Source organism: Formosa sp. S-31 (assembly GCF_051172795.1).
Classification (GTDB): domain Bacteria; phylum Bacteroidota; class Bacteroidia; order Flavobacteriales; family Flavobacteriaceae; genus Formosa.
This window is the reverse complement of the sequence record NZ_JAENDK010000009.1, coordinates 72,675-91,313: the sequence shown is the minus strand read 5'-3', so window position 1 is coordinate 91,313 and position 18,639 is coordinate 72,675. Positions and strand designations below refer to the sequence as shown.

Here is an 18,639-nt window from a genome sequence, read left to right as displayed (position 1 = left end):
AACATGCATCAGGAGATTGAAAACAACCCGGCTTTCCTGCGAGAAAAAGCCATAAAAGCCCTTGCCAAAGTTAAAGATATGGAGGCTAAAGCACTTAAAGAAGGCGCAACTTATAAGCGTATAGACCGTAAAACTCTAGTATTAGTAAAACCCTAATTACAACGCGCGGTGCTAGATTAATAGCACATACCCAATCTACCAAAGCACCGCGCTATTTTAAACAGCATGACAGTAACAAAACAAACCAAAAGAACGCTGTGGTCTTTTTACGATAAAGACAATAGCCAGCATAAATACATTTTAAGTCTTTGCATCCAGTACGGCTGGGTAAAAGCGCATCCTAAAACAGGCAGACGTGTGGCCGATCTTGGTGCTCTGGATAAATGGCTTCGCGGCACATTTAAAACCGGGCAATCTCCTGTTAAAAAGCCATTGCAGGATATGACGCCTATTGAAGCAAGTAAAGTGATTTCCGCTCTGGAAAACATGGTTTCCAAATCCTTTTAAAACCCATTTAAACGCATGTTAAATTTAATTCTAACCATAGCGGCTATATTCCTGGTTCTGGCTGTAATTGTTTTTGTCTTACTAAGGCTTTACAGTAAAGCATCAGTTTTAGACCGCTATACCACTCCAAGACATTAGTACACAAATTTGTTATGACGCATCACTACAACATAGAAATTATAGAAACCAACACGCATTTAAAAGTAACCTACCGCGATAAGAAGTTTAGAAAACTGGAACACCTGCGCGGGAAACTGGATAATGCTATGCTGCGCCAGATCGGGCGCATTGTACCACGACACGAGGACGATTTTGGAAACTTTAATAAGACATACCAGAATAAAGTAAACTACAGCATAATTACACAAGAGAAAAGCCTTTACACCATGTTTCTGGACGAATGGCAGCACTTTTACAGTGAATACGCCCAGTTAGAACCCAAGTTTACCGGAGCAGACGGTAAAGCCTTAAAACAGGTTATAGGCTACCTGCAGAAATTAAACGGAGGTAACGATACGGCAGCTCTGGATCTCTGGCAGCTTATCCTCTCTAAGTGGAACACCCTCCCCGAATTTCATCAGAATAACACCGACTTAAAGTATATCAACTCCAAACTAAACATCATTATCCATGCAATTAAGCAACAAAATAACACCTTCGCTTCTGGAACTAACAGCAGTGTCCAACTATAGCAACACCGCCGTAGTAAAACACTACGCCGGTATGAACCTTACTAGGGCAGTAAATGCCAATACCAATTCGCTAGGCATATTAAGCAAGCGCGCCAATGGAGAAACCTTAGTAAAACGCTGTGTATGCAATATGTTTATTGGTACCAGTATGTATTTTGCTAAAGTACTCCCACAACCCCAAGCCCAGGTTATAGCCGAAGAGCTTTTGGCAAACTACGACTATCGCCAGTTAAAGCTGGAAGATATACTGGCCATTTGCTACGAGATTAAAGAAGCCGATATAATTAACCTAACCCCGGCACGCATTTTAAAGCATGTTAAAGATTATGTACAGCGTAGGGAACGGGCTGTAATTAGCCAGTCTATTAACCAGAGCGAAACCCACAAAAACGGCAATTTTAGTGCAGACCTGGATAAGCGGGTTAAAAACACCATACGTCATATAGAACGCAGTAACGAGGAGATTGTAAAAGGAAGGAGTAACACCAGGAGGTATTATAAGTAAATAACCCGAATAGCTAATAAATCAAAATATAACCTTAAACACTAATACTATGAAATACACAACTTACAACGGCCATCAATTGGTAGCTAAAAACAAGCTTCAGGAAGCTGTACAACACTACTTAAAAGGTATCGATAGGATTTTAATACAGGACAACAAAGCCTTATCTGAATTTAAAACCAATGTTATAGCAAACATTGTGTTTTTAAACATCGAAAATCCAAGAAGTAAGGCTATCGCGGCAAAATGGATGCAAATCGATAAGAACGACTGGCTTTTAACAGGCGTAGACTTTTGTCATTTTACAATACACCACTTAAAAAAGGAATACCATGCACAATAGCGAATGGTTAGACGATCCGTACTTGCGAGGTACCCCAGAACCAAACCCGCTACCATTTATAATCATCATGCTAGTATTGCTAGCAATCATTTCACAAAACCTTTAAAATGAAAAAAGTAAGACTAGTAAAGCGCGATTACGCAACCGGGAAAACCGAGTACATTTTTTATTTAAGATGGCTATGGGTGTTTTGGTGTCGTGCCGATAGTATCGATAACGATCTGCCTTGTGTGTTTAACACCGAAGCCGAAGCCAGAACCTATTTGCCATACTATCCAAAAACCTATAAGGAAACAGATATTACGAACCGGTAACCCAATTTAAAAAAACTTTAAACACTATTTAAAAGATGACAAAATTTGCAAAATTAATTGAATTAGAGAATGACGAACAAGTATTGTTAACCTTAGATTATAATGAAAATAATGATGAATATGATATACAAACTAGGACTGATTTTAAAGGGGTTTCGGCTAGTATAAAGTCAAGCCTTCCTAATCTGAAGAGTGCACTTAGTAGATTAGAAAATTATTCCATAGAGGACGCAAAAAAGTTCAGGAAACTTATGCTGCGTTTATTGTCATAGAAAAAAATAGGCTAGTATTTACTGGCCTATTTTTTTTTGTTCATATTTTGAATTTCCTCAATTATAATAAATACAGCCTTTCCCGTATCCCATAAGATATCTATGGAATAGGCTAGTACAGTGACTAAGATTACTTCTCCAATATCATTTTTCAGTTTGAAGTCTAATACTAAGCTGTTTTTTAATAATAATGTAACAACACTAATGATAATCAGAATAATTTGCTCAAATAGTGATGTTTTCATCTCTTTAAGCACTTTTGTAAAATTAAATGTTGGATAGTGTATTAGAAAGTCTTGAATTTTAGATGCTATTAAACCAAGAGTGGCAGTGTTAATAGCAAGTAGAGTTAATAGTAATCCTATAATGTTATCTTCTAGGTATTTGAATAGAGATTTGGATTCCAGTATATTCCCTAAAGTGCAAATTAGAAATCCAATTACTAAAAAAAAAGATATGTGCTTAATCAATTTCAAATTGCATCAATGTTTTATAAAATTTAATTACTTCTTCTGGAGAGCCTTCAATTTCAGCTTCTTCAATTTCCGCCATTTTAATTATTTTGGGGTTTTCCTTGGTGTTTAATTGTGTTCTAACACCCTTTACTTTTAGTTTAATACTACCGGCTCCATTCGAAGTGTAATCAACCAAACCAGATATATCCTTATTATCTTTGTTAATATTATCTAATGTTCCTTTTTCAGGAGCCTTAATAATTATATGACTATCATGGCTATTTGTGTCATTAGCAAAATCTTTAAAGGCTTCGGGAAGACTTCTAGATATGTTTGCTAAATTAGGCTTTATGAACTGAAAATTGATATAAGTGATTTCTTTTTTATGTTCTTTAACATACTCCCAGAATCCTTTTTTATCAAATAGTTGTTCTATTTCAATATTTAAGCCATATTTTTCAAGTCCTTTTCTGAAAATTCTTCTTAAGTTGTTTTTAACTACAATTGGAGATGAAAAAGCTTCGGGGTTGTCACTTATTGCAATTTTTTGAACGGTCGGATCGTTGTCAAAAACAATATAACAAAAAGGCTCGTTAGCTATTATTTGGTTTTTAAAGTTCTGGGTAATTCTGGTAGTTTTTTTATTAGCCATTTTGAAGATGTATTTATCGTCTTCATTATGTTCAAGCTTTAAAGGGTGATGCTTGTTTTCAATACTTGTTAGTTCGTCTAAGATGTTTCTAAAGAATTCGTTTTTTCGTTCTTTAATTTCCTCAAATGACAAGTCTGAATTTTCAAACATCTCAAACTGTTTGTTTTTTTTACTTAAAGGTAGAAGGTGGTATCTGAAGATGTGAAAATTTATTAATTTGTTTTCCATTTATTAGAGGTTAATTAGTTTAGTTTTATGTTAATAATTCTGACAATTTAATGAATCTAATTTTTATAGACTTAATAATTTACAGCATAAGCAATGAAATGTTCACTTTAAACGATTAAAGGTAGGTATGATTAAATATATTTATTAAAAGCATGGTAACGCCCCTATTGTCGTTACCATGCTTAGTTTAAATGTATTTCCTCTCTGCTAAAATATAATACACTTTAAAACCAAATTTCAAGTTGTTTTAGATGCTAATAAGAGGATATGAAAGCGGGTCATTTTTAGCGGGCTGTTCTTTAAAAAATGAGGTTTCAGTAGGGCTTATAAGTACTCTTATCATTTTGCCAGGGCCATGAAATACGAAATCCACAATATATTGTAAATCTTCATGAATTATAAATTCCTTAGATCTAGGGACTGCGTTACGGTGGCGTCTAAATAGCTCTTTTTCTGTGTCTGTTTGAATAAAAATAATGTAGATCATGATAAAATAATTTTAAAGTTATTTTTAAATGTAAAACAAAGGGGTATTACATAAAAGGACACCAAAAACCACCAAAATCCACTTTTTTAAATCTTGATAAAAACCCTGTTAAAACTGTCGTTCACCATCAAAAAAACTTCTTACAACTAAAATGTTAACAAAGCCTGCTATTTTATAGTGGGCTTTGTTATTTTTAATAAAACTTTGTTAATGAATATATTGTTTGTTATTAGTGGTGTGTTGTTTGTTTTTATGATATCAGTCTCCCTTAAAAATAGGAGAAGGAATTTGCAACCTGAAAATTTGAGTGATGTTTCTCAACCAAAATTTAATATATGGGAGGGAAGTCGAAAAATAGATTTTATTAGAGAAGATGGGCAGCTTTTTTACAAGAGTGAACGGGTTAACTTTCGTGAACAAGAAGTGATCGGTTTTTATGGGGTAAAAGTCTTTTCGGAAAATGGAGCGTATTGTGTCGTTTTTATAGACGGTTATAATGAAAATAAGGAAGGTAGCGTAGCTTTGGTAGAAACAAAAACAAAGACAGTGCTTTATGTAAATAAATTAAATAGGCCACATATATGTAATGTTTCTAACAATGGAATTGTGATCTGTAATGATTGGATGTCTTGTGAAAAGGAACAAAGTAGTTTTAGAGTGTTTGATTTAAGTGGTTCTGAGATTTTCGCACAAGATTTAAGACAAAACATAGGAGATACCTGTTTAATTGATGAGAACGGCACAGTTGCGGTGTTTGATACTTGTAGAAGTTATCAATTTAATATTGTAGATATATCAAGGAAAAAACTGATTAAAAAAATTGATAAAGAATACACCATAAAGACAAATGTAGATATTGAAAACAGAACAATATCTTTGTTTTATGAAGATTCAAAACTCAAGGTTATAAAATTTTAATTTATGAAAAAACTACTTTACTCAATAGCATTTTTAAGCAGTTTATTTATTTCTGCGCAAAACGGTTACGAATTATCAGACTTAAAGTATAAGGAAGTCTCAAATAAAGTAAACAAGTTAGACTCTCTTACAGCAAGGGCTTTTGCGGATGGTATTGCTTCAGCTGCAGCTACAGATTACGACTTTCTTACGGTTAAAACCATAGATAATAATAGTGTTTATTATTACATTCCTTCTGAACTTACTCCAGAAGAGATTTTAGATCAAAAACAAATGGGCTGCGATAAGTGTATGCGAGTAATTTTTAATGTGTATTACGATGGAGCAGACAAGGATCTAGAAATAAAAGGAAAACAACGTTTAGTGTTTCGGGAAGTGGTTGGTAAGTTTTTGGATTTATATCCAACATGGAATAGAGAGTTCTTACCATCAGCTACACCAGAGCTAATAAAAGACAGTTTTAAGTATAGGGTAGTTCAAAACAGAAATTTAGACTTAAATGTAAGATTGGATAAGGTAGGAGGGGTTTGGCGAATTTTTAATTTGTAAAGGTTAAGCGCTATGATGAGAGATGAAGATTGGTTGGATTTGCTAGATAAATTGGAAAGAACATATAGTGACTTTCAAATGGCTGATCTCAAATTAAGAAAAGCTAGTAATAAAAAAAGTAAAGCTGAAGCAGCACAAGAGGTGCAAAGTTGTATGAATTTGGCTATAATGTGGATTAAAACTTATCGCGAAGCTTATATTTCATATTTAGGGGTAGACTCTAAAGGATTAGATAGGTCTGTTGTATGGAGTGAATTATCAAATCCAAGGTATTTTAAAATTGAGGTGCCTAAATTCATTGAAAAATTAAAAGAGATAGTGTAGGAACTTCCTAAAGAATAACCAGCGAAAAAAACCACTCAAATCCAGAGTGGTTTTTTTATTGGTAATAAATTAGTTAAATTTGTTTGACGAAGTTCGCGAGTAACATCAAGAATGTGTATTCATTAAGAGGCTCTTTAAGAGCCTTTTTTTATTGCCTCATGTTAATATTTTGGTTATGTTTGTTATATGACAAAGCGTCAGTCCCAACAGCTCGGCATCCAGAAAAACAAATTACTACGTTACCAGAAAGTTCTTGACTATTACAACGAGGTTAAGAACCCCGACATTCCTACAACCGTAATTTGGCGCAATTACATTTATCCGCGTTTTGCTATTTCCAGAACAACCCTTTACGAAATATTAGGCACTCCGGTAGTTAAACAGCTTAAAGATATTCAGGCTATAGAAGATAGCCAGATGCGTATGTTTTAACACCTCTCATAGTTTGTTAAACAACACGTCATGCTTGAACGTGGGTGAGTGGTGTTATACATTCGTCATTCCTAAACTGTATACTACCGTATATTCCTGGACACCATCGTCGCGCTTTACCCGTGTAAAGCCCCGTCTGGTTAATGCTCCGGTGCTTTCTGTAGGTTTCCAACCCTGTAAAATTTCATGTATTTTTTGCTGAAGCGCCCAGATATTAAAAGCGGTGTCTTTTTGCAGTTGTGGCGCACGTCCGCTACTGTTGGTTAGTTTCATATTCGCAATCGTTAGGCTAACAATAGTATCTGCAGTCTGTCGGTTAACCGGGGTTGCGCTGCGGTCCTTACCAATGTTTTCAAATTGAGCGTTTGTAATATCTATTAAAACACAAGGCCATTGCACCGGGAAGTTTGGACTGTAATAGTCTAATTGTCCCCAATCCTCATCTACATATTTAACCTCTGGCAAACTGGTTATTTTATCTTGTATGCTTTTAATTACGGTATCCATTACGGTTTAAGTTTTTGGTTTATCTTTTGGTTTAGTTCCTGCAGGTTTACATCTATAACCTTGCGTATATGCACATCGACTTGCGGATGCCAGCCAATAAACTGGCGTTGTTGCATTGTCATGGTGCTGCCTACTTTTTTTAAAGCCAGAGCTTTCCACTTGGCGGCTTCATCGCTTAGTTTTTCGTTGCGTTTGGTTAGGGCAGGGGCTTTGCGTTTTACATTGTATAATACGCCCCCGGAGGCTTTGTAATACATGGCCCAGAAAAAGCGTTTCATTTTAGCGGTCACCATTATTTCACCGCCTTCGTTATGTATGCCCATATAGGGTAAATTGCTACTCCAGTGTATTTGCCCGTTTGCAGCTTTACTCTTAATACTACGCCGACCGCGACCGGTACGAAGCATTAAGGAACCACGCGAGTTTTTAAGCTTGGTTTCTGGCCACTTTTTATTAAAGAAACCCTTGCGCTCAAAGTTGCGGTCAAACTCCTGAGAAAGCTGTATACGAACGTCCTCGGTGAGATTATTTACAAAATCCTTAAACATGTTTTAAAATTTGTATATTTGTGATTATGGACGTATTACAACGCGATTTAAGAACCACGACTATTTTTGATCTTACGGATGATGTTTCAATCATTCGTGATGAGTTTGGTATTGAATTTTCTAAAGCCGAATACATCCAGATGGCCAGTATCGAAACCCGCATTAAAGATCTTCTAGACTTCGCAGATCTAACAGAAAACACTAAACTTAAAAGCGCCATCCAGAAGGCATACAAAGGAGAGTTATCTGCCTTTGGTTTTGAGTAATTCTTTATTAGCATTTAAGTAGGTTTTATAATGTTCTTCCGAGCTTCTTAATCCGTACGAAATTAAAGACCTCACATTGTTTTTATTAAGCTTATAAGGCGTATTGTCTGCAATCGCATTTATTAATCCTTCGGCCTGTATCTGGTAGTTCTCATTAATTAAGTGCTTTTCAACTGCATTAATAATTTGTGTTCTATCCCCCTTTACAAAATCAATTAAAGCATCGTAATTTCTAACCATGGTATTGTAACCAGTATTACTACGATTATTCATTAGGTCCTTATTTTCGAGGTTTCCTCCTAGATTTTTTAAAAAGTCCGGAAGGCGTTTTCTACTAATAAACTCGTTAGCCAGTTCCATGTACCTTACCTGAAGTTTGGTCATTCTAACATTACCTACTTTGTTACTGTTATGCAGTATTTCGTGGTGCATGGTAGATAAGGCTGTTTCCTGCTCTAAGGTGGTTTTTAATCCCTTTTTAATATGGTTTATACCTTGTCTAACCCGGTCTAGAATAGGCTTGGTTAAATACACATCGCCTTCCATATAGGTGTACCCGTTAACCCCTCTTTTAGTGGTTGTTTTTACATGCTTAAAGCCTTTGGCAAAGTAATGCGGGTGTGCTTTAGAAAAGGCTTCAAAATGATCGCTTACATCCTGTGTAGTCTTTAGCTCCTTTACATTTAATTGTTCTACTGCAGCTTTTGCTTTTTTAGCTCCAGCCACTTTGTTATATGGGTGCTTTGGCGGGAATACTATTTTTTGTTTTCCTGCATTAAACCTGAAAATCTCCAGTTTGTTTTTACCGTTTTTACCAATTTGCGTTGTGGCTTTTTCCCCGCGTTTTATAGCCTCTTCAGAGTCGAATATCTCAGCTAAGGCTTTTAAGACTTGAACTGTGGTACAACGACACCGCCAACCATTCGGCGGGAAATATTTATCCCAAAACGGATCGTCTTTTGGTAAGGTGATGTTGTGAAGTACCTGGTGCGTAGCTCTTACTTTATCATCGGCTGCAGTGCGATACTGCAACACATACCGATCGCCTTTACTAAACCCTTCCCAACGCTCTGCCATTTGCACAGAACCAACCGCAAAATCATACTCAGCCTCCAGATAGTTTTCGTTGTAATTACTTTTTATTGCAGCTACATCTTTACTAAAGGCCGCAAAGCTTTTTACGGTTTTATCATCGGTTAGTAATAGTCTGGAGGCTTCAAACAGTTGCGCATGGGTTTTTAGCCCCGAAAACACAAATACATCATTTTCCAGATGGTTAAGCATAACTGCAGAAATGTCGTTGTCTTTAAACGCTCTGGAGAGTACGCCGTTTGTTTCAAAAATAAGATCCTGGTAAGCTTCAACGGTGTTTAAATCGTCTGGGTGATAACTGCCCTTTTTATGCAGGGCTTTATATGCCTTTTCAACGCTTTTTAAAAGTCTTTTAAAAGGGGCTGCAGCAAGGTTTAAAACTTCGGCCTCATGCTTACAAGTATCGCACTGGCAATCGTACAGAAAATCTAATCTATGATGCAATGCCCCAAAATACGCTTTGGGGCTTAGTCGAAAAAATCGAAACCTAAGTTTAAGTTGTTTTGCTGTGGCGCTTCTTTTTTGCCTAGAACATCAATGCCAAATTTCTCCTTTACCCATTCCGGATTCACATCGTAATACGGCAGGGCTTCGCTGGTCATTTTCCACAGTTGTTCCAGATCTTCGGTTTGCTCGTAAGCATATACAAGCTCCCCTTTTAAAACGCCAAGGTTAACCAATGCAGGAATGACACTGGTGTTCCAGTAGGCCTCTAAAAGCGATAAATCACTTTCAATAAGTGTCTGGAGCATTTCCTGTGAGCTTTCATCTTTGCTTCGGTTGCCGTTTTTGGTGTCTTGCCCAATTACAGCCCCGCTTATAAGCATCGATATTTCGTTATTACAAAGCGTAATTAAGTTGCCGTATACGTCTCCGGATGTGGACACGCCTTTGGCAAATTCAAAGCTTTCAGACTCATCAATAATAAACCAGGCAGCAGCACCCATATCAGTCATCATGTTTTCAGCACGTTTAACCATAGTTGGATCCTGCGTGTTGGTTTTCATGAAGCGGGGAGGGATGCCGTAAATCTCACACAGCTCAGACCAACAGCTTTGCGCAAAACGTTTAAACAATACATGAGGTACGGCATTGTTAAACAAGCCGTAATCTTTGGGTTTTCCAAATTCCAGTAACCAGGTACCATATTCGGCAGTATCGCGATACAGTATCTTTTTGTCTTCGGTATAGTCTGGGTACACTGCCCCAAAGGTTGGATCTACATTCGCGCGCGGAATTAAATCAACTTTAAGCCTTTCATCATCATTAAACGACAACTCAATTAAGGAATGCCCTTTGTAAATGCTGTCCAGTATATGCCCGTTAATGTCGTTAGTAAATACGGCATTGTTAAGCAGGTCTGTTTGTTCCTGGTCAACGTCGCCATTTGGTTTCTTTAGAATGATGTTTTCAGAAAGCGCTTTTAATAAACGGTTTTTATACTGCGAGGTTAATAAGGCGTCCAGTCCTATTTCATCCAATAGTTGATGGTATAAAAACCACTTAGGATTATCTTCAAGCTTGGTAAGTTGCAGGGCTTTGTTCCAGCTCTTAATATCTTGTCTGATACGAGCCACAGCTTTTGGAACTATAGATGTGGCTATATTTGGCTTTTTGGCATTGGTTTTAACATTGGCCAAAGCTACTTGTGTGGTTTTACCTATACGGGCGTTGTGCATATTACTCGTGGTTAAATTTTGGGCGTGATCCATAACTGAAAGGTTGACGCGTATCGGCGTCTAAGTCTTCCTGGCTTAATTGGGGCAGGGTACTAAGGTTTACGGTGCCGTCTCGTAAATCAGTAAGCCATTTTATACTGCGGTCGTAACGTTCTTTGGCCTGTTCGTAAATAACATCGGCATTACAAAGCTCGACAATCCACCATTTGGCAATCGTTACCGTGTGCTTTAAGATTAAAGGGTTGCGTTCTGAGTCCTGGGCGCTTAAAATGGCGTCTACATCGTAGCGCAAACGTCCGTCGAAGTTTTCAATACGGTTATTACCGCTTAGGTAACTGCGTACTTCCTCTTCGGCGGCAGCCATAGCCATGCTTACAATGTTATCGTCTCCTTCTGTAATCTGGTCTATCTGGTAGCCGTAAATGCCGCTTTCTAAATCTGCTTCGGTTAAAAACATAATTAATAGTGTCTTGATTCCCTTTGCCCGTAGGCGTAGGATGTTTGTTTTTTAGATTGTCTGTTTTGTAATTGCCATACACCGCCTTCGAGCATATCGGGACCATCCATAACAGTGGCTTTTTCGCTTACGCCTAACATCTGGTCCTCCATTTTAAGCATGTTAGGATCTTTCTTTTCCGCAGTATTGAAAATAAGGTTGCCGTGATCGTTTAGCGGTTCCAGAGTTCCTTCTATCCTAAAGAATTTATCAGGCTTTTTTCTGGTGTCCGGACGTACCGGTAAAGTGAAACCATAAGTAGCAGCCTTTTGATAAATTAAAGGCAGTAATACCTGTTCGTAATGCGGGTTTTGTAAGCTGTTGTTTTCGATCATGACACGAAGGGTGTCAACGCCTTTTTCTTTACAATACAAGTAGGCTTCATAAAGCCAGTTTACAAACTTGGCATTACTGGTTTGCTTTAACCATATTTTGTATAAATAGTATTTGCGTCCTTTTCGTCCAATAACCCCGACTGATTTATAAGACGCCTGTTTGTTCGTGCCTCGGTCTTTGTTGGAGGTGGAAGGGTCTGCGTAAATAATAACTTCATCGCAGTATTTCAATGGCGGACACTTGTCGTACGTAATCTCTTTAAAGGTGTCTCCTAAACTTATTGGGTTGTTAAAGTATTCCTTTTGTGAAGCGCGCCATGATATTTTAGATAACACACGATCTATTAAGGTTTCGGTGTTTTTGGCTGGCCATGTACTTTTACCGTCCTTATCACGAATATTTACAATATCATGGTGATCGGCTTTTTTAGCCATTTCGGTAATACAACAGTATTTTGAAATGATGTTACCTGCAGCTATCCAAAGCAACGGATTAGATGTAGAACGGGTTGGATAGAGTGCGTCTTCAATCCAGTTCATTTTATCTTTTATACGCTGCGGATTTCTACATTCTTCATCGGTATCAATATCATCCACCAATATTACGTCCGGACGCACAGCATCGTTACGGGTTCCACGGGGGCTTTGTCCTGCTCCCAGCGCTCTAAAGGATGCGCCTTTTTTTGTAATAAACTCGTGTGCCTCCCAATTACCAAGGCTTTCCTGATCGCCGTAATCGTTTATAATACGGTTGTTAGATTCTAACTCGCTCTTATAAGGCAGGAGTAAACGCTTAGCATTTTCAAAAGAGTTGGAAACTAACAGGGTGTTGCGTTTTTTACCTGTAAGGACCAGGAACAACACAGCTAACATTACACTCACGGATTTGGCTAACTCCCGCGCCCAGGAAATGACCTCGTACCACTCAGCATTCTTTAAAACACGTTTAAAAAAGTCGCGGTGGAACTTGGCAGATTCCGAAGTGCAATAGTGAGGAAAGTAGTATTTTTTCCACTCTTCAGGGTTGGCCTCCAGATACTCCATACGCTTCTTTTTTTGCGCAGGGGTTTCGGTAAGGTCAATAGGGGTTGCCTTAGAGGTATTCTCGCGGTATTGTTGCCAGAGCTTTAAAAACTTTTTGTCTTCGGCTTTACTCATTATTTAAGTTTGGCATTAATAAAGGCATCAAAAACAGGGATAAGCTTTTTGTATAAATCGAAGTCCATAGGCTTTACAAAGTCAAGGAAAGATGTAGCAACCTCATACACCTCGGCAATGGAGGTTTCGGTTTCCAGACGTTTTATAGATGATGTGATTACAGCAATGGTATTGGCTTCTTTGGCTTCAGCCACTTTAATGTCACGGCTTTTAATATCATCGTTAAGCCATTCCAACTGATCGTACAGATCGGCAATCATTTTTTGCCTGGTCACCATTAAGGACTTTCTTAGTTTATCCCATTCTTCCTCTTTAATCCATTTGCTAACGGTACCAGGGCGCACACTTACACGCTCTGCAATTTCCTTAACAGTAAGTTTTTGAGACGTATCTATATAGAGCATTTTGGCGTACTCTTTCGCCTCTGTTTTCTTTAATCCCATCTGCCTTTGTTTGTAACAAAAGTGGGTTTTTTGACTGCCCATATCAAAAAGCTGTAAAGCAGCTTTTCAACCTTGTAAGCCTTGTAAACACAAGTGTTCGGAGCCTTTGCAACTATTTGTAAAGGGATGGTGTAAGGCTAATATTTGTCACCTGAATTAGTCATAACAATTACGCATTTATGCCAAAAACAAGATTCGTCTTTAATGACGAAGCCCAAAAGAACAGCTACGGATTCTTTATCCCTACAAACGGTGTTGACCTAACGAGGTTTAGCAAAAACCCGATCATGCTGGATTCTCATGTGAATAGCACCAGAGCTGTTATAGGAGCGTGGGAAGATATTAAGGCCGATAAGGGTATTTTATCAGGATTGCCGGTATTTGATAGCGACGACGAATCCGCAGCTGTAATTGAGGGTAAAGTTAATCGCGGTTTTATAAAGAGCTGCTCTATGGGGGTACGCTTTAACCGTGACGATTTAAAGTTTGTTGCCGGCGAATTAGTACTGGAAAAATGCGAACTGTACGAAGTGTCTATTGTTGCTGTACCAAGTAACGCCAATGCCATAAGGCTGTATGTAGACGACAGCAATACACCATTAACAGAACAGGAAGTGCAAAACTTATGTCTGGCTTTGGCACCGACAGATCCGGCAGGACTTAACCCTACTCAAAATCCACAAAACGAGAATATGAAAATTACATTAACATCTGCTGCGGCTTTAGCATTAGGCTATGCAGCAACCCAATTAGAGCACGATGCAGACGCCGTAAGCGAACGTGTTGTGAAGCTGCAGGCTGAAAAACAAGCAGCTGAGTTAAAGTACAATGCTTTAAAGGAAGCCGAAGAGCAAAAAGCTTTAGAGGGCATTAAAAACAAAGTGCAGTTAGCACACAAGGCGGGCAAAATTAACGCCGATAAAATCGAGGAGTTTGTAAACCTTGGTATTGCTAACGAAAGCCTGTTAGATACAACCCTTGCAGCTATTCCTGCAAAAGCAAGTTTAGCAGCTCAGGTTAAAGGTGGCGAAGCCGGATCTGGCGAAGTTAAGACCGTTGAGGACTTCATGAAATTAAGTCTTGAACAGAAATTGGCTTTTAAAGCTGAAAACACCGAGGCTTACAAACAATTATTCACCCCAAAACAATAATAAGACATGGCAGGAAATTTTCCAGAAATATGGCTAGGTAGAGTGATTGACAACCTTAGAAAAGGTGACGTCGCTCCTTGGTTGGAAGGTATTGCGGAGATTGGAGTAAATCCAATTACCATAAATGAGGGTACGCTTTCCGAAAAACAAAAAATATATGTGCCTACTACCGAGTTTGACGTAGATGTATTGATTAACAATACTACGTACCCGATTGATGTACAGGTTTACGATGATGGTACCATCGAGATTACTTTAGATAAGTATCAAACTAAAGTAACTACCTTATCTGATGACGATACCATTGGAGCATCTTACGATAAGATTGATACGGTTACTAAATCGCATACCCGTTCAATTAACGGTGATAAGTATGATAAAGCTCTGCACTCAATTGCGCCGGCAGGACATACTGCAGATACTCCAGTAATACAAACTTCAGGAGAAGACGATGGTACCGGACGTTTACGTTTAGTGTATAAAGATTTGGTGGAAGCCAAAAGAGCATTCCCGTACAAAGGCGCCAGACTGGTATTATCTAACGATCACTGGAACGATTTACTTTTAGATCGTGACCGTTTTGGAAACCTATTGGTTGATTATAAAATGGGGCAACCGGCACCAGTAATTGCAGGCTTTAAAATTTACAAGTTCGAGGACGGTACGCATCCGCTTTACGACAATACCGGTGCTAAAAAAGCCTTTGGAGCGGTGGCAGCGGCAGGAGATACAGAAGCCTCTGTGATGTTTGCAGAAGATGCCATTGCCAAGAAAACAGGTATTACCAAGCAGTATTTTACACCTGCAAAGAGTAATCCAAGAACACAGGCAAACGAGTTGAACTACCGTCATTATTTCATCGCAACGCCTTACCAGGCTAAGAAAATCGGAGCCATAAGATAAACCTCAAATCTATTAATAAAAGGCTACTGCATAGGTAGTAGCCTTTTCTTTTAACACATGAAAACACTAAACTTTTTTGTACAGGGCTTTGGATTTGATAGTCTATATGAGTTTCGAGATAGTGCTTTTGGGCACTTGTATAGTCCTAAGACTTTAAGTATAGCTTTTCTTTTAGGAGCTATCGAAACGTTGCTTAAAAGCTATTTTGGAATACCACTTATTGTATTTTCTGCTTTTGCGCTTCTTAATGTTATGGAGTTCAAAACAGGAATAAAGGCATCTCAAAAGAAAGGCGAAAAAGTGGAGTCTCGTAAAATGGGACGTATGTTTTTAAAGGTAGGCGTCTATATGGTTGTTCTCTTTATGCTGAACAGTTTTATGATTGGCTTGGATTTTCCTCAGATAATGGACTTTGAAATGGATCCATTTGTGCTTTTGTATTGGGCTTTCCTGTCTGGAGTAATCATCCAGTTAGTTATTAGCCTGTTAGAGAATTTAGAAGCCTTGGGTTATCCAGAGGCCTCTGGCATCCTTGGTTATATAAAAGAAAAGTTAGGGAAACCCTTTAAAAAACAAGAGTAATGAAGTTAAGCGAATACCAACGCCTGTTTACGCGTAACATAGCAAAGCTTATTGAGTTTGCTTATAAAAACGGTTTAGAGCTAACCTTTGGGGAAGCATACAGAACCAACGAGCAACAGCTTATTTATGTGCAGTCTGGAAAGAGTAAAACCATGAACTCCGATCACTTAAAGCGACTGGCAGTAGACTTTAATGTTTTTGTAAATAACCAATTAACCTACGACTGGAACACTATTAAAATCCTTGGTGATTTTTGGGAAACCCTACACCCGGCAAACCGTTGGGGAGGCGATTGGAATAAGAACGATATCAAAGACGGGTTTATTGATACTCCGCATTTTGAAATGCATGTTTAAAACGCTTTTAAAACCGATTTAATGAACTGGAAAAACACCGCCGAAAATGTATTGATTCTCTTATTAGGGATTCTTATAGGAGTAGTAATAGGCTACAAAGTATCTGTTACTACAGCCGAAAAAATGCTGGACAACCAGAAGGCTTTAATAGAGCAGGCGATCCAGAAGAACACCACGGCTATTAATAACACCGTGACCAATGAGTTTAGTAAGATAAAGTCTAATAAGGCCGATCCGATAAACATCATTATTAAACCAGACAGCAATAGTGCTATCGAGGTTAAAAACAGTATACAGGACAGCATCCCGGAACCTGAACCAAAGACGGGATTTTTTAAACGATTATTCAACGGTAAATCCAACAAACCATAAAATTCACAGATCATGAGCACAGACAAAGTATTTAAGAGAAACCCAAATTTAGGACGCTATTTCAAAACGTCTGACGGTACACCATTCTACAAAAAGGAACATGCCAAAACGCATGCCAGAGGCTTAAAAGATAAGTCTGTTGAAGAGGTGGTTAAACCAGTAGCCAAGGTTGAAGCTGATTCTAAAAAAGCTTCAGAGAAAACAGAAGCTAATTTAGAAGATCTAACCCCGATGCAAAAGGCAAAGCTTCGTATAAGAGCTATTAAAAAGCTTGATACAGTAGAGGCCGTAAAAGCAGCTCTGGAAGGAGAAACTGCCAAGACAGTTATTGAAGCCGGAGAACTTAGAATTAAGGCAATTCAGGATGTAGACGCGTCCTTGAATACAACTACTAACGAAGAGGAAGAGTAATCTTAAACGCATAAGATATGTTACCAGGAATAAGTATAAAATTTAGCAATGGCAATATTGGTACAGTGGTACCATCTGCCGACGGTGTTTTTGGTTTGTTGGCCTCGGCAGTAGCTATTGCAGATAAATTTGCCCTAAACACACCATATGTATTAAAAGGCATGACCGATGTGGCCAACCTTGGCATTGTTGCCGATGTAGATAATTATGTATTGTACACATGGTTGTCTGAGTTTTACGCCGAAGCAGGAGAAGGCACAGAGCTTTGGTTGATGGGCTTTGATAAAGGCGATATAGTAAGCGACTGGTTTACTCCAGACGGTGTAACCGGGAAAGCTCCGGCAGAAGCGTTACTGGATGCAGCTAACGGAAAACTAACCGCTTTATTTACGGCATTCTCACCGGAGGCGGCCTATGTACCAACCATAGAAAACGGCTTGGATGCTGATGTTGCTTTAGCCAGAACCGCAGCACAAACCTTGGCAGATAATTACACCAACACTTATTTTGCCCCATTCTTTACCATTTTAGAGGCTTATGCCTTTAACGGTACGCATACCGATTTGGAAAGTTTGTTAACCGAAAGCAATAACCGTGTTGGGGTGTTTGTAGGTGCTACAGAAACCAGAACCGGTGCAACTGCAACCAAAGGCGCGTCTACCAGTTTATTGGCTGGACGTTTAGCAAGAACCCAGGTACAGGAAAGCCCTGGTAAAGTTAAAGTAGGTGCTCTGGCTAATCTAACCGCTTTTATAGTAGATGAGCCGGTTGAGACTTACGATGTGGAAAGTCTGCACGATAAAGGCTATATCACGTTTAGAACTCACGTTGGTAAAGCAGGGTACTACATTACAGACGGGCGTCTGGCTACCGATGAAGCCGACGATTACCATTACATAAGCCGTCGCAGAACCATAGACAAAGCCTTTAAAGTGGCGCATAATATTGCGAGTAACGAAGTTTTAAACGATTTCGATTTAACCAACGAAGGTACCGTGGATCCTATTTATGCGAAGGACGTGGAAGGGCGTATTGAAAGCGCCATTTTCAACCAGATGACCAATGCCGGGGAGTTATCCAGAGACAAAACCAACCCTAACGATTTAGGTGTTCAGGCCGGGTTTGATTTAGAAACCAATGTATCACAAACCAACAAAATCCTAATGGTGCTTAAAGTAAGACCGAAAGGTATTGCGCGCTGGATAGAAATAGCGTTGGGGTACGATGTAGAACTTAATTAACAGGAAATATGTTTGATTCAAGACAATACGAGTGGGCCGACCTAACACTGATTTTAGGTGGTCAGGACATCACCGGAATTAGAGCGGTGAAGTACACCGAAAAAATAGAGCGTGAGCATTTATATGCTAAAGGGCGTTACCCGCAGGGTATTCAAAGCGGGAACATTGCCTACGAAGGTGAAATAGCATTATTGCAAAGTGACTACGAAGCTTTGGTAAGAGCAGGAAAAGGCAGTGTATTAAGCTTGTCTTTAGACGGCTTATTTGCTTACGGAAACCCAAGTTTAGGCGATGTGATGACCACCGATCGCGCTATGGGGATTCGCTTTTTAGAAGCCCCTAAAGACATTAAACAAGGCGACAAGTTCCAGGAGATTAAGTTGCCATTCATTTTTGTAAAACTTAAAAACCAAGCATAATC

Annotated in this window: 30 protein-coding genes; 20 read left to right on the top strand and 10 right to left on the bottom strand. The window is 38.7% G+C overall.

The features are described from left to right. Nucleotides 1–3 precede the first annotated feature (3 nt). The 7 genes from I3217_RS14060 to I3217_RS14030 all read left to right on the top strand — a co-directional run bounded on the left by I3217_RS14060 (nt 4) and on the right by I3217_RS14030 (nt 2,361). Nucleotides 4–156 carry a hypothetical protein gene (locus tag I3217_RS14060; RefSeq protein WP_435050409.1) on the top strand — a complete coding sequence of 51 codons (153 nt, stop codon included), beginning with the start codon at nt 4–6 and terminating at the stop codon, nt 154–156. Between the two features lie 69 nt (nt 157–225). Next, nucleotides 226–507, top strand: coding sequence for a hypothetical protein (locus tag I3217_RS14055; RefSeq protein ID WP_435050408.1), 282 nt, complete (start codon nt 226–228; stop codon nt 505–507). Nucleotides 508–522: 15 nt separating this feature from the next. Continuing rightward, on the top strand, nt 523–645 hold the full coding sequence (locus I3217_RS14050) for a hypothetical protein (RefSeq protein WP_435050407.1): 123 nt from the start codon (nt 523–525) through the stop codon (nt 643–645). Between the two features lie 14 nt (nt 646–659). Then, nucleotides 660–1,199 carry a hypothetical protein gene (locus I3217_RS14045; RefSeq protein ID WP_435050406.1) on the top strand — a complete coding sequence of 180 codons (540 nt, stop codon included), beginning with the start codon at nt 660–662 and terminating at the stop codon, nt 1,197–1,199. Next, complete coding sequence (locus I3217_RS14040) at nt 1,138–1,704, top strand: hypothetical protein (RefSeq protein WP_435050405.1); 567 nt, start codon at nt 1,138–1,140, stop codon at nt 1,702–1,704. The genes I3217_RS14045 and I3217_RS14040 overlap by 62 nt, the downstream gene beginning before the upstream one ends. 49 nt (nt 1,705–1,753) lie before the next feature. Next, a complete protein-coding gene (locus I3217_RS14035) occupies nt 1,754–2,047 on the top strand; it encodes a hypothetical protein (RefSeq protein ID WP_435050404.1) in 294 nt (97 codons plus the stop codon). 107 nt (nt 2,048–2,154) lie between these two features. Beyond that, nucleotides 2,155–2,361, top strand: a complete 207-nt coding sequence (locus I3217_RS14030) for a hypothetical protein (protein WP_435050403.1) — start codon at nt 2,155–2,157, stop codon at nt 2,359–2,361. A 298-nt stretch (nt 2,362–2,659) separates the two neighbouring features. On the opposite strand, the gene I3217_RS14025 is transcribed toward I3217_RS14030, so the two are convergent. The 3 genes from I3217_RS14025 to I3217_RS14015 all read right to left on the bottom strand — a co-directional run bounded on the left by I3217_RS14025 (nt 2,660) and on the right by I3217_RS14015 (nt 4,455). Then, a complete protein-coding gene (locus I3217_RS14025; RefSeq protein WP_435050402.1) occupies nt 2,660–2,878 on the bottom strand; it encodes a hypothetical protein in 219 nt (72 codons plus the stop codon). Nucleotides 2,879–3,095: 217 nt separating this feature from the next. Continuing rightward, nucleotides 3,096–3,968 carry a hypothetical protein gene (locus I3217_RS14020; protein ID WP_435050401.1) on the bottom strand — a complete coding sequence of 291 codons (873 nt, stop codon included), beginning with the start codon at nt 3,966–3,968 and terminating at the stop codon, nt 3,096–3,098. Nucleotides 3,969–4,215: 247 nt separating this feature from the next. Further along, the gene (locus tag I3217_RS14015) at nt 4,216–4,455 is read right to left on the bottom strand and encodes a hypothetical protein (RefSeq protein ID WP_435050400.1); all 240 of its coding nucleotides are present in this window, start codon (nt 4,453–4,455) and stop codon (nt 4,216–4,218) included. A 210-nt stretch (nt 4,456–4,665) separates the two neighbouring features. Between I3217_RS14015 and I3217_RS14010 the strand changes: the two genes are divergently transcribed. The 4 genes from I3217_RS14010 (at nt 4,666) to I3217_RS13995 (ending at nt 6,678) form a co-directional block, all read left to right on the top strand. Continuing rightward, a complete protein-coding gene (locus I3217_RS14010) occupies nt 4,666–5,373 on the top strand; it encodes a hypothetical protein (protein WP_435050399.1) in 708 nt (235 codons plus the stop codon). Nucleotides 5,374–5,376: 3 nt separating this feature from the next. Then, nucleotides 5,377–5,922, top strand: coding sequence for a hypothetical protein (locus I3217_RS14005; protein ID WP_435050398.1), 546 nt, complete (start codon nt 5,377–5,379; stop codon nt 5,920–5,922). Between the two features lie 12 nt (nt 5,923–5,934). After that, on the top strand, nt 5,935–6,246 hold the full coding sequence (locus I3217_RS14000; RefSeq protein ID WP_435050397.1) for a hypothetical protein: 312 nt from the start codon (nt 5,935–5,937) through the stop codon (nt 6,244–6,246). A 186-nt stretch (nt 6,247–6,432) separates the two neighbouring features. Beyond that, entirely contained in the window at nt 6,433–6,678 is a 246-nt protein-coding gene (locus I3217_RS13995; protein WP_435050396.1) for a hypothetical protein, read from the top strand. Nucleotides 6,679–6,732: 54 nt separating this feature from the next. Here the strand turns inward: I3217_RS13995 and I3217_RS13990 are convergent, their stop codons facing one another. Next, nucleotides 6,733–7,185, bottom strand: a complete 453-nt coding sequence (locus I3217_RS13990; protein WP_435050395.1) for a hypothetical protein — start codon at nt 7,183–7,185, stop codon at nt 6,733–6,735. After that, a complete protein-coding gene (locus I3217_RS13985) occupies nt 7,185–7,733 on the bottom strand; it encodes a hypothetical protein (protein WP_435050394.1) in 549 nt (182 codons plus the stop codon). The genes I3217_RS13990 and I3217_RS13985 overlap by 1 nt, the downstream gene beginning before the upstream one ends. Before the next feature lie 26 nt (nt 7,734–7,759). Here I3217_RS13985 and I3217_RS13980 point away from each other — a divergent pair, with 26 nt between their 5' ends. Next, the gene (locus I3217_RS13980) at nt 7,760–7,999 is read left to right on the top strand and encodes a hypothetical protein (RefSeq protein ID WP_435050393.1); all 240 of its coding nucleotides are present in this window, start codon (nt 7,760–7,762) and stop codon (nt 7,997–7,999) included. On the opposite strand, the gene I3217_RS13975 is transcribed toward I3217_RS13980, so the two are convergent. From I3217_RS13975 to I3217_RS13955, 5 genes are read right to left on the bottom strand one after another with little or no spacing between them, the layout of a single operon-like run. Next, nucleotides 7,976–9,535: a phage head morphogenesis protein gene (locus tag I3217_RS13975; RefSeq protein ID WP_435050392.1), complete on the bottom strand. Its 1,560-nt coding sequence runs from the start codon at nt 9,533–9,535 to the stop codon at nt 7,976–7,978. The genes I3217_RS13980 and I3217_RS13975 overlap by 24 nt on opposite strands. Nucleotides 9,536–9,558: 23 nt before the next feature. Then, on the bottom strand, nt 9,559–10,803 hold the full coding sequence (locus tag I3217_RS13970) for a phage portal protein family protein (protein WP_435050391.1): 1,245 nt from the start codon (nt 10,801–10,803) through the stop codon (nt 9,559–9,561). Beyond that, on the bottom strand, nt 10,772–11,227 hold the full coding sequence (locus I3217_RS13965; RefSeq protein ID WP_435050390.1) for a phage protein Gp36 family protein: 456 nt from the start codon (nt 11,225–11,227) through the stop codon (nt 10,772–10,774). The genes I3217_RS13970 and I3217_RS13965 overlap by 32 nt, the downstream gene beginning before the upstream one ends. A gap of 2 nt (nt 11,228–11,229) precedes the next feature. Further along, nucleotides 11,230–12,759 carry a hypothetical protein gene (locus I3217_RS13960; RefSeq protein WP_435050389.1) on the bottom strand — a complete coding sequence of 510 codons (1,530 nt, stop codon included), beginning with the start codon at nt 12,757–12,759 and terminating at the stop codon, nt 11,230–11,232. Next, nucleotides 12,759–13,202, bottom strand: coding sequence for a phage terminase small subunit-related protein (locus tag I3217_RS13955; RefSeq protein ID WP_435050388.1), 444 nt, complete (start codon nt 13,200–13,202; stop codon nt 12,759–12,761). The genes I3217_RS13960 and I3217_RS13955 overlap by 1 nt, the downstream gene beginning before the upstream one ends. Nucleotides 13,203–13,381: 179 nt before the next feature. Between I3217_RS13955 and I3217_RS13950 the strand changes: the two genes are divergently transcribed. From I3217_RS13950 to I3217_RS13915, 8 genes are read left to right on the top strand one after another with little or no spacing between them, the layout of a single operon-like run. Next, nucleotides 13,382–14,353 carry an HK97 family phage prohead protease gene (locus I3217_RS13950; protein WP_435050387.1) on the top strand — a complete coding sequence of 324 codons (972 nt, stop codon included), beginning with the start codon at nt 13,382–13,384 and terminating at the stop codon, nt 14,351–14,353. 6 nt (nt 14,354–14,359) lie between these two features. Next, entirely contained in the window at nt 14,360–15,256 is an 897-nt protein-coding gene (locus I3217_RS13945) for a hypothetical protein (RefSeq protein ID WP_435050386.1), read from the top strand. Between the two features lie 57 nt (nt 15,257–15,313). Further along, nucleotides 15,314–15,838 (top strand): phage holin family protein, encoded by a 525-nt coding sequence (locus I3217_RS13940; protein ID WP_435050385.1) that lies wholly within the window; start codon nt 15,314–15,316, stop codon nt 15,836–15,838. Beyond that, the gene (locus I3217_RS13935) at nt 15,838–16,194 is read left to right on the top strand and encodes a M15 family metallopeptidase (RefSeq protein WP_435050384.1); all 357 of its coding nucleotides are present in this window, start codon (nt 15,838–15,840) and stop codon (nt 16,192–16,194) included. The genes I3217_RS13940 and I3217_RS13935 overlap by 1 nt, the downstream gene beginning before the upstream one ends. A 21-nt stretch (nt 16,195–16,215) precedes the next feature. Further along, on the top strand, nt 16,216–16,566 hold the full coding sequence (locus I3217_RS13930; protein WP_435050383.1) for a hypothetical protein: 351 nt from the start codon (nt 16,216–16,218) through the stop codon (nt 16,564–16,566). 12 nt (nt 16,567–16,578) lie between these two features. Beyond that, complete coding sequence (locus tag I3217_RS13925) at nt 16,579–16,977, top strand: hypothetical protein (RefSeq protein WP_435050382.1); 399 nt, start codon at nt 16,579–16,581, stop codon at nt 16,975–16,977. Nucleotides 16,978–16,994: 17 nt separating this feature from the next. Next, nucleotides 16,995–18,218: a DUF2586 family protein gene (locus I3217_RS13920; protein WP_435050381.1), complete on the top strand. Its 1,224-nt coding sequence runs from the start codon at nt 16,995–16,997 to the stop codon at nt 18,216–18,218. A gap of 8 nt (nt 18,219–18,226) precedes the next feature. After that, on the top strand, nt 18,227–18,637 hold the full coding sequence (locus I3217_RS13915; RefSeq protein WP_435050380.1) for a hypothetical protein: 411 nt from the start codon (nt 18,227–18,229) through the stop codon (nt 18,635–18,637). Nucleotides 18,638–18,639: the final 2 nt, after the last annotated feature.

What these genes read in the sequence shown, in the direction of transcription:
- I3217_RS14060 (WP_435050409.1), top strand. Translation starts at nt 4, where the DNA reads ATGCATCAGGAGATTGAAAACAACCCGGCTTTCCTGCGAGAAAAAGCC.
- I3217_RS14055 (WP_435050408.1), top strand. Translation starts at nt 226, where the DNA reads ATGACAGTAACAAAACAAACCAAAAGAACGCTGTGGTCTTTTTACGAT.
- I3217_RS14050 (WP_435050407.1), top strand. Translation starts at nt 523, where the DNA reads ATGTTAAATTTAATTCTAACCATAGCGGCTATATTCCTGGTTCTGGCT.
- I3217_RS14045 (WP_435050406.1), top strand. Translation starts at nt 660, where the DNA reads ATGACGCATCACTACAACATAGAAATTATAGAAACCAACACGCATTTA.
- I3217_RS14040 (WP_435050405.1), top strand. Translation starts at nt 1,138, where the DNA reads ATGCAATTAAGCAACAAAATAACACCTTCGCTTCTGGAACTAACAGCA.
- I3217_RS14035 (WP_435050404.1), top strand. Translation starts at nt 1,754, where the DNA reads ATGAAATACACAACTTACAACGGCCATCAATTGGTAGCTAAAAACAAG.
- I3217_RS14030 (WP_435050403.1), top strand. Translation starts at nt 2,155, where the DNA reads ATGAAAAAAGTAAGACTAGTAAAGCGCGATTACGCAACCGGGAAAACC.
- I3217_RS14025 (WP_435050402.1), bottom strand. Translation starts at nt 2,878, where the DNA reads ATGAAAACATCACTATTTGAGCAAATTATTCTGATTATCATTAGTGTT.
- I3217_RS14020 (WP_435050401.1), bottom strand. Translation starts at nt 3,968, where the DNA reads ATGGAAAACAAATTAATAAATTTTCACATCTTCAGATACCACCTTCTA.
- I3217_RS14015 (WP_435050400.1), bottom strand. Translation starts at nt 4,455, where the DNA reads ATGATCTACATTATTTTTATTCAAACAGACACAGAAAAAGAGCTATTT.
- I3217_RS14010 (WP_435050399.1), top strand. Translation starts at nt 4,666, where the DNA reads ATGAATATATTGTTTGTTATTAGTGGTGTGTTGTTTGTTTTTATGATA.
- I3217_RS14005 (WP_435050398.1), top strand. Translation starts at nt 5,377, where the DNA reads ATGAAAAAACTACTTTACTCAATAGCATTTTTAAGCAGTTTATTTATT.
- I3217_RS14000 (WP_435050397.1), top strand. Translation starts at nt 5,935, where the DNA reads ATGATGAGAGATGAAGATTGGTTGGATTTGCTAGATAAATTGGAAAGA.
- I3217_RS13995 (WP_435050396.1), top strand. Translation starts at nt 6,433, where the DNA reads ATGACAAAGCGTCAGTCCCAACAGCTCGGCATCCAGAAAAACAAATTA.
- I3217_RS13990 (WP_435050395.1), bottom strand. Translation starts at nt 7,185, where the DNA reads ATGGATACCGTAATTAAAAGCATACAAGATAAAATAACCAGTTTGCCA.
- I3217_RS13985 (WP_435050394.1), bottom strand. Translation starts at nt 7,733, where the DNA reads ATGTTTAAGGATTTTGTAAATAATCTCACCGAGGACGTTCGTATACAG.
- I3217_RS13980 (WP_435050393.1), top strand. Translation starts at nt 7,760, where the DNA reads ATGGACGTATTACAACGCGATTTAAGAACCACGACTATTTTTGATCTT.
- I3217_RS13970 (WP_435050391.1), bottom strand. Translation starts at nt 10,803, where the DNA reads ATGGATCACGCCCAAAATTTAACCACGAGTAATATGCACAACGCCCGT.
- I3217_RS13965 (WP_435050390.1), bottom strand. Translation starts at nt 11,227, where the DNA reads ATGTTTTTAACCGAAGCAGATTTAGAAAGCGGCATTTACGGCTACCAG.
- I3217_RS13960 (WP_435050389.1), bottom strand. Translation starts at nt 12,759, where the DNA reads ATGAGTAAAGCCGAAGACAAAAAGTTTTTAAAGCTCTGGCAACAATAC.
- I3217_RS13955 (WP_435050388.1), bottom strand. Translation starts at nt 13,202, where the DNA reads ATGGGATTAAAGAAAACAGAGGCGAAAGAGTACGCCAAAATGCTCTAT.
- I3217_RS13950 (WP_435050387.1), top strand. Translation starts at nt 13,382, where the DNA reads ATGCCAAAAACAAGATTCGTCTTTAATGACGAAGCCCAAAAGAACAGC.
- I3217_RS13945 (WP_435050386.1), top strand. Translation starts at nt 14,360, where the DNA reads ATGGCAGGAAATTTTCCAGAAATATGGCTAGGTAGAGTGATTGACAAC.
- I3217_RS13940 (WP_435050385.1), top strand. Translation starts at nt 15,314, where the DNA reads ATGAAAACACTAAACTTTTTTGTACAGGGCTTTGGATTTGATAGTCTA.
- I3217_RS13935 (WP_435050384.1), top strand. Translation starts at nt 15,838, where the DNA reads ATGAAGTTAAGCGAATACCAACGCCTGTTTACGCGTAACATAGCAAAG.
- I3217_RS13930 (WP_435050383.1), top strand. Translation starts at nt 16,216, where the DNA reads ATGAACTGGAAAAACACCGCCGAAAATGTATTGATTCTCTTATTAGGG.
- I3217_RS13925 (WP_435050382.1), top strand. Translation starts at nt 16,579, where the DNA reads ATGAGCACAGACAAAGTATTTAAGAGAAACCCAAATTTAGGACGCTAT.
- I3217_RS13920 (WP_435050381.1), top strand. Translation starts at nt 16,995, where the DNA reads ATGTTACCAGGAATAAGTATAAAATTTAGCAATGGCAATATTGGTACA.
- I3217_RS13915 (WP_435050380.1), top strand. Translation starts at nt 18,227, where the DNA reads ATGTTTGATTCAAGACAATACGAGTGGGCCGACCTAACACTGATTTTA.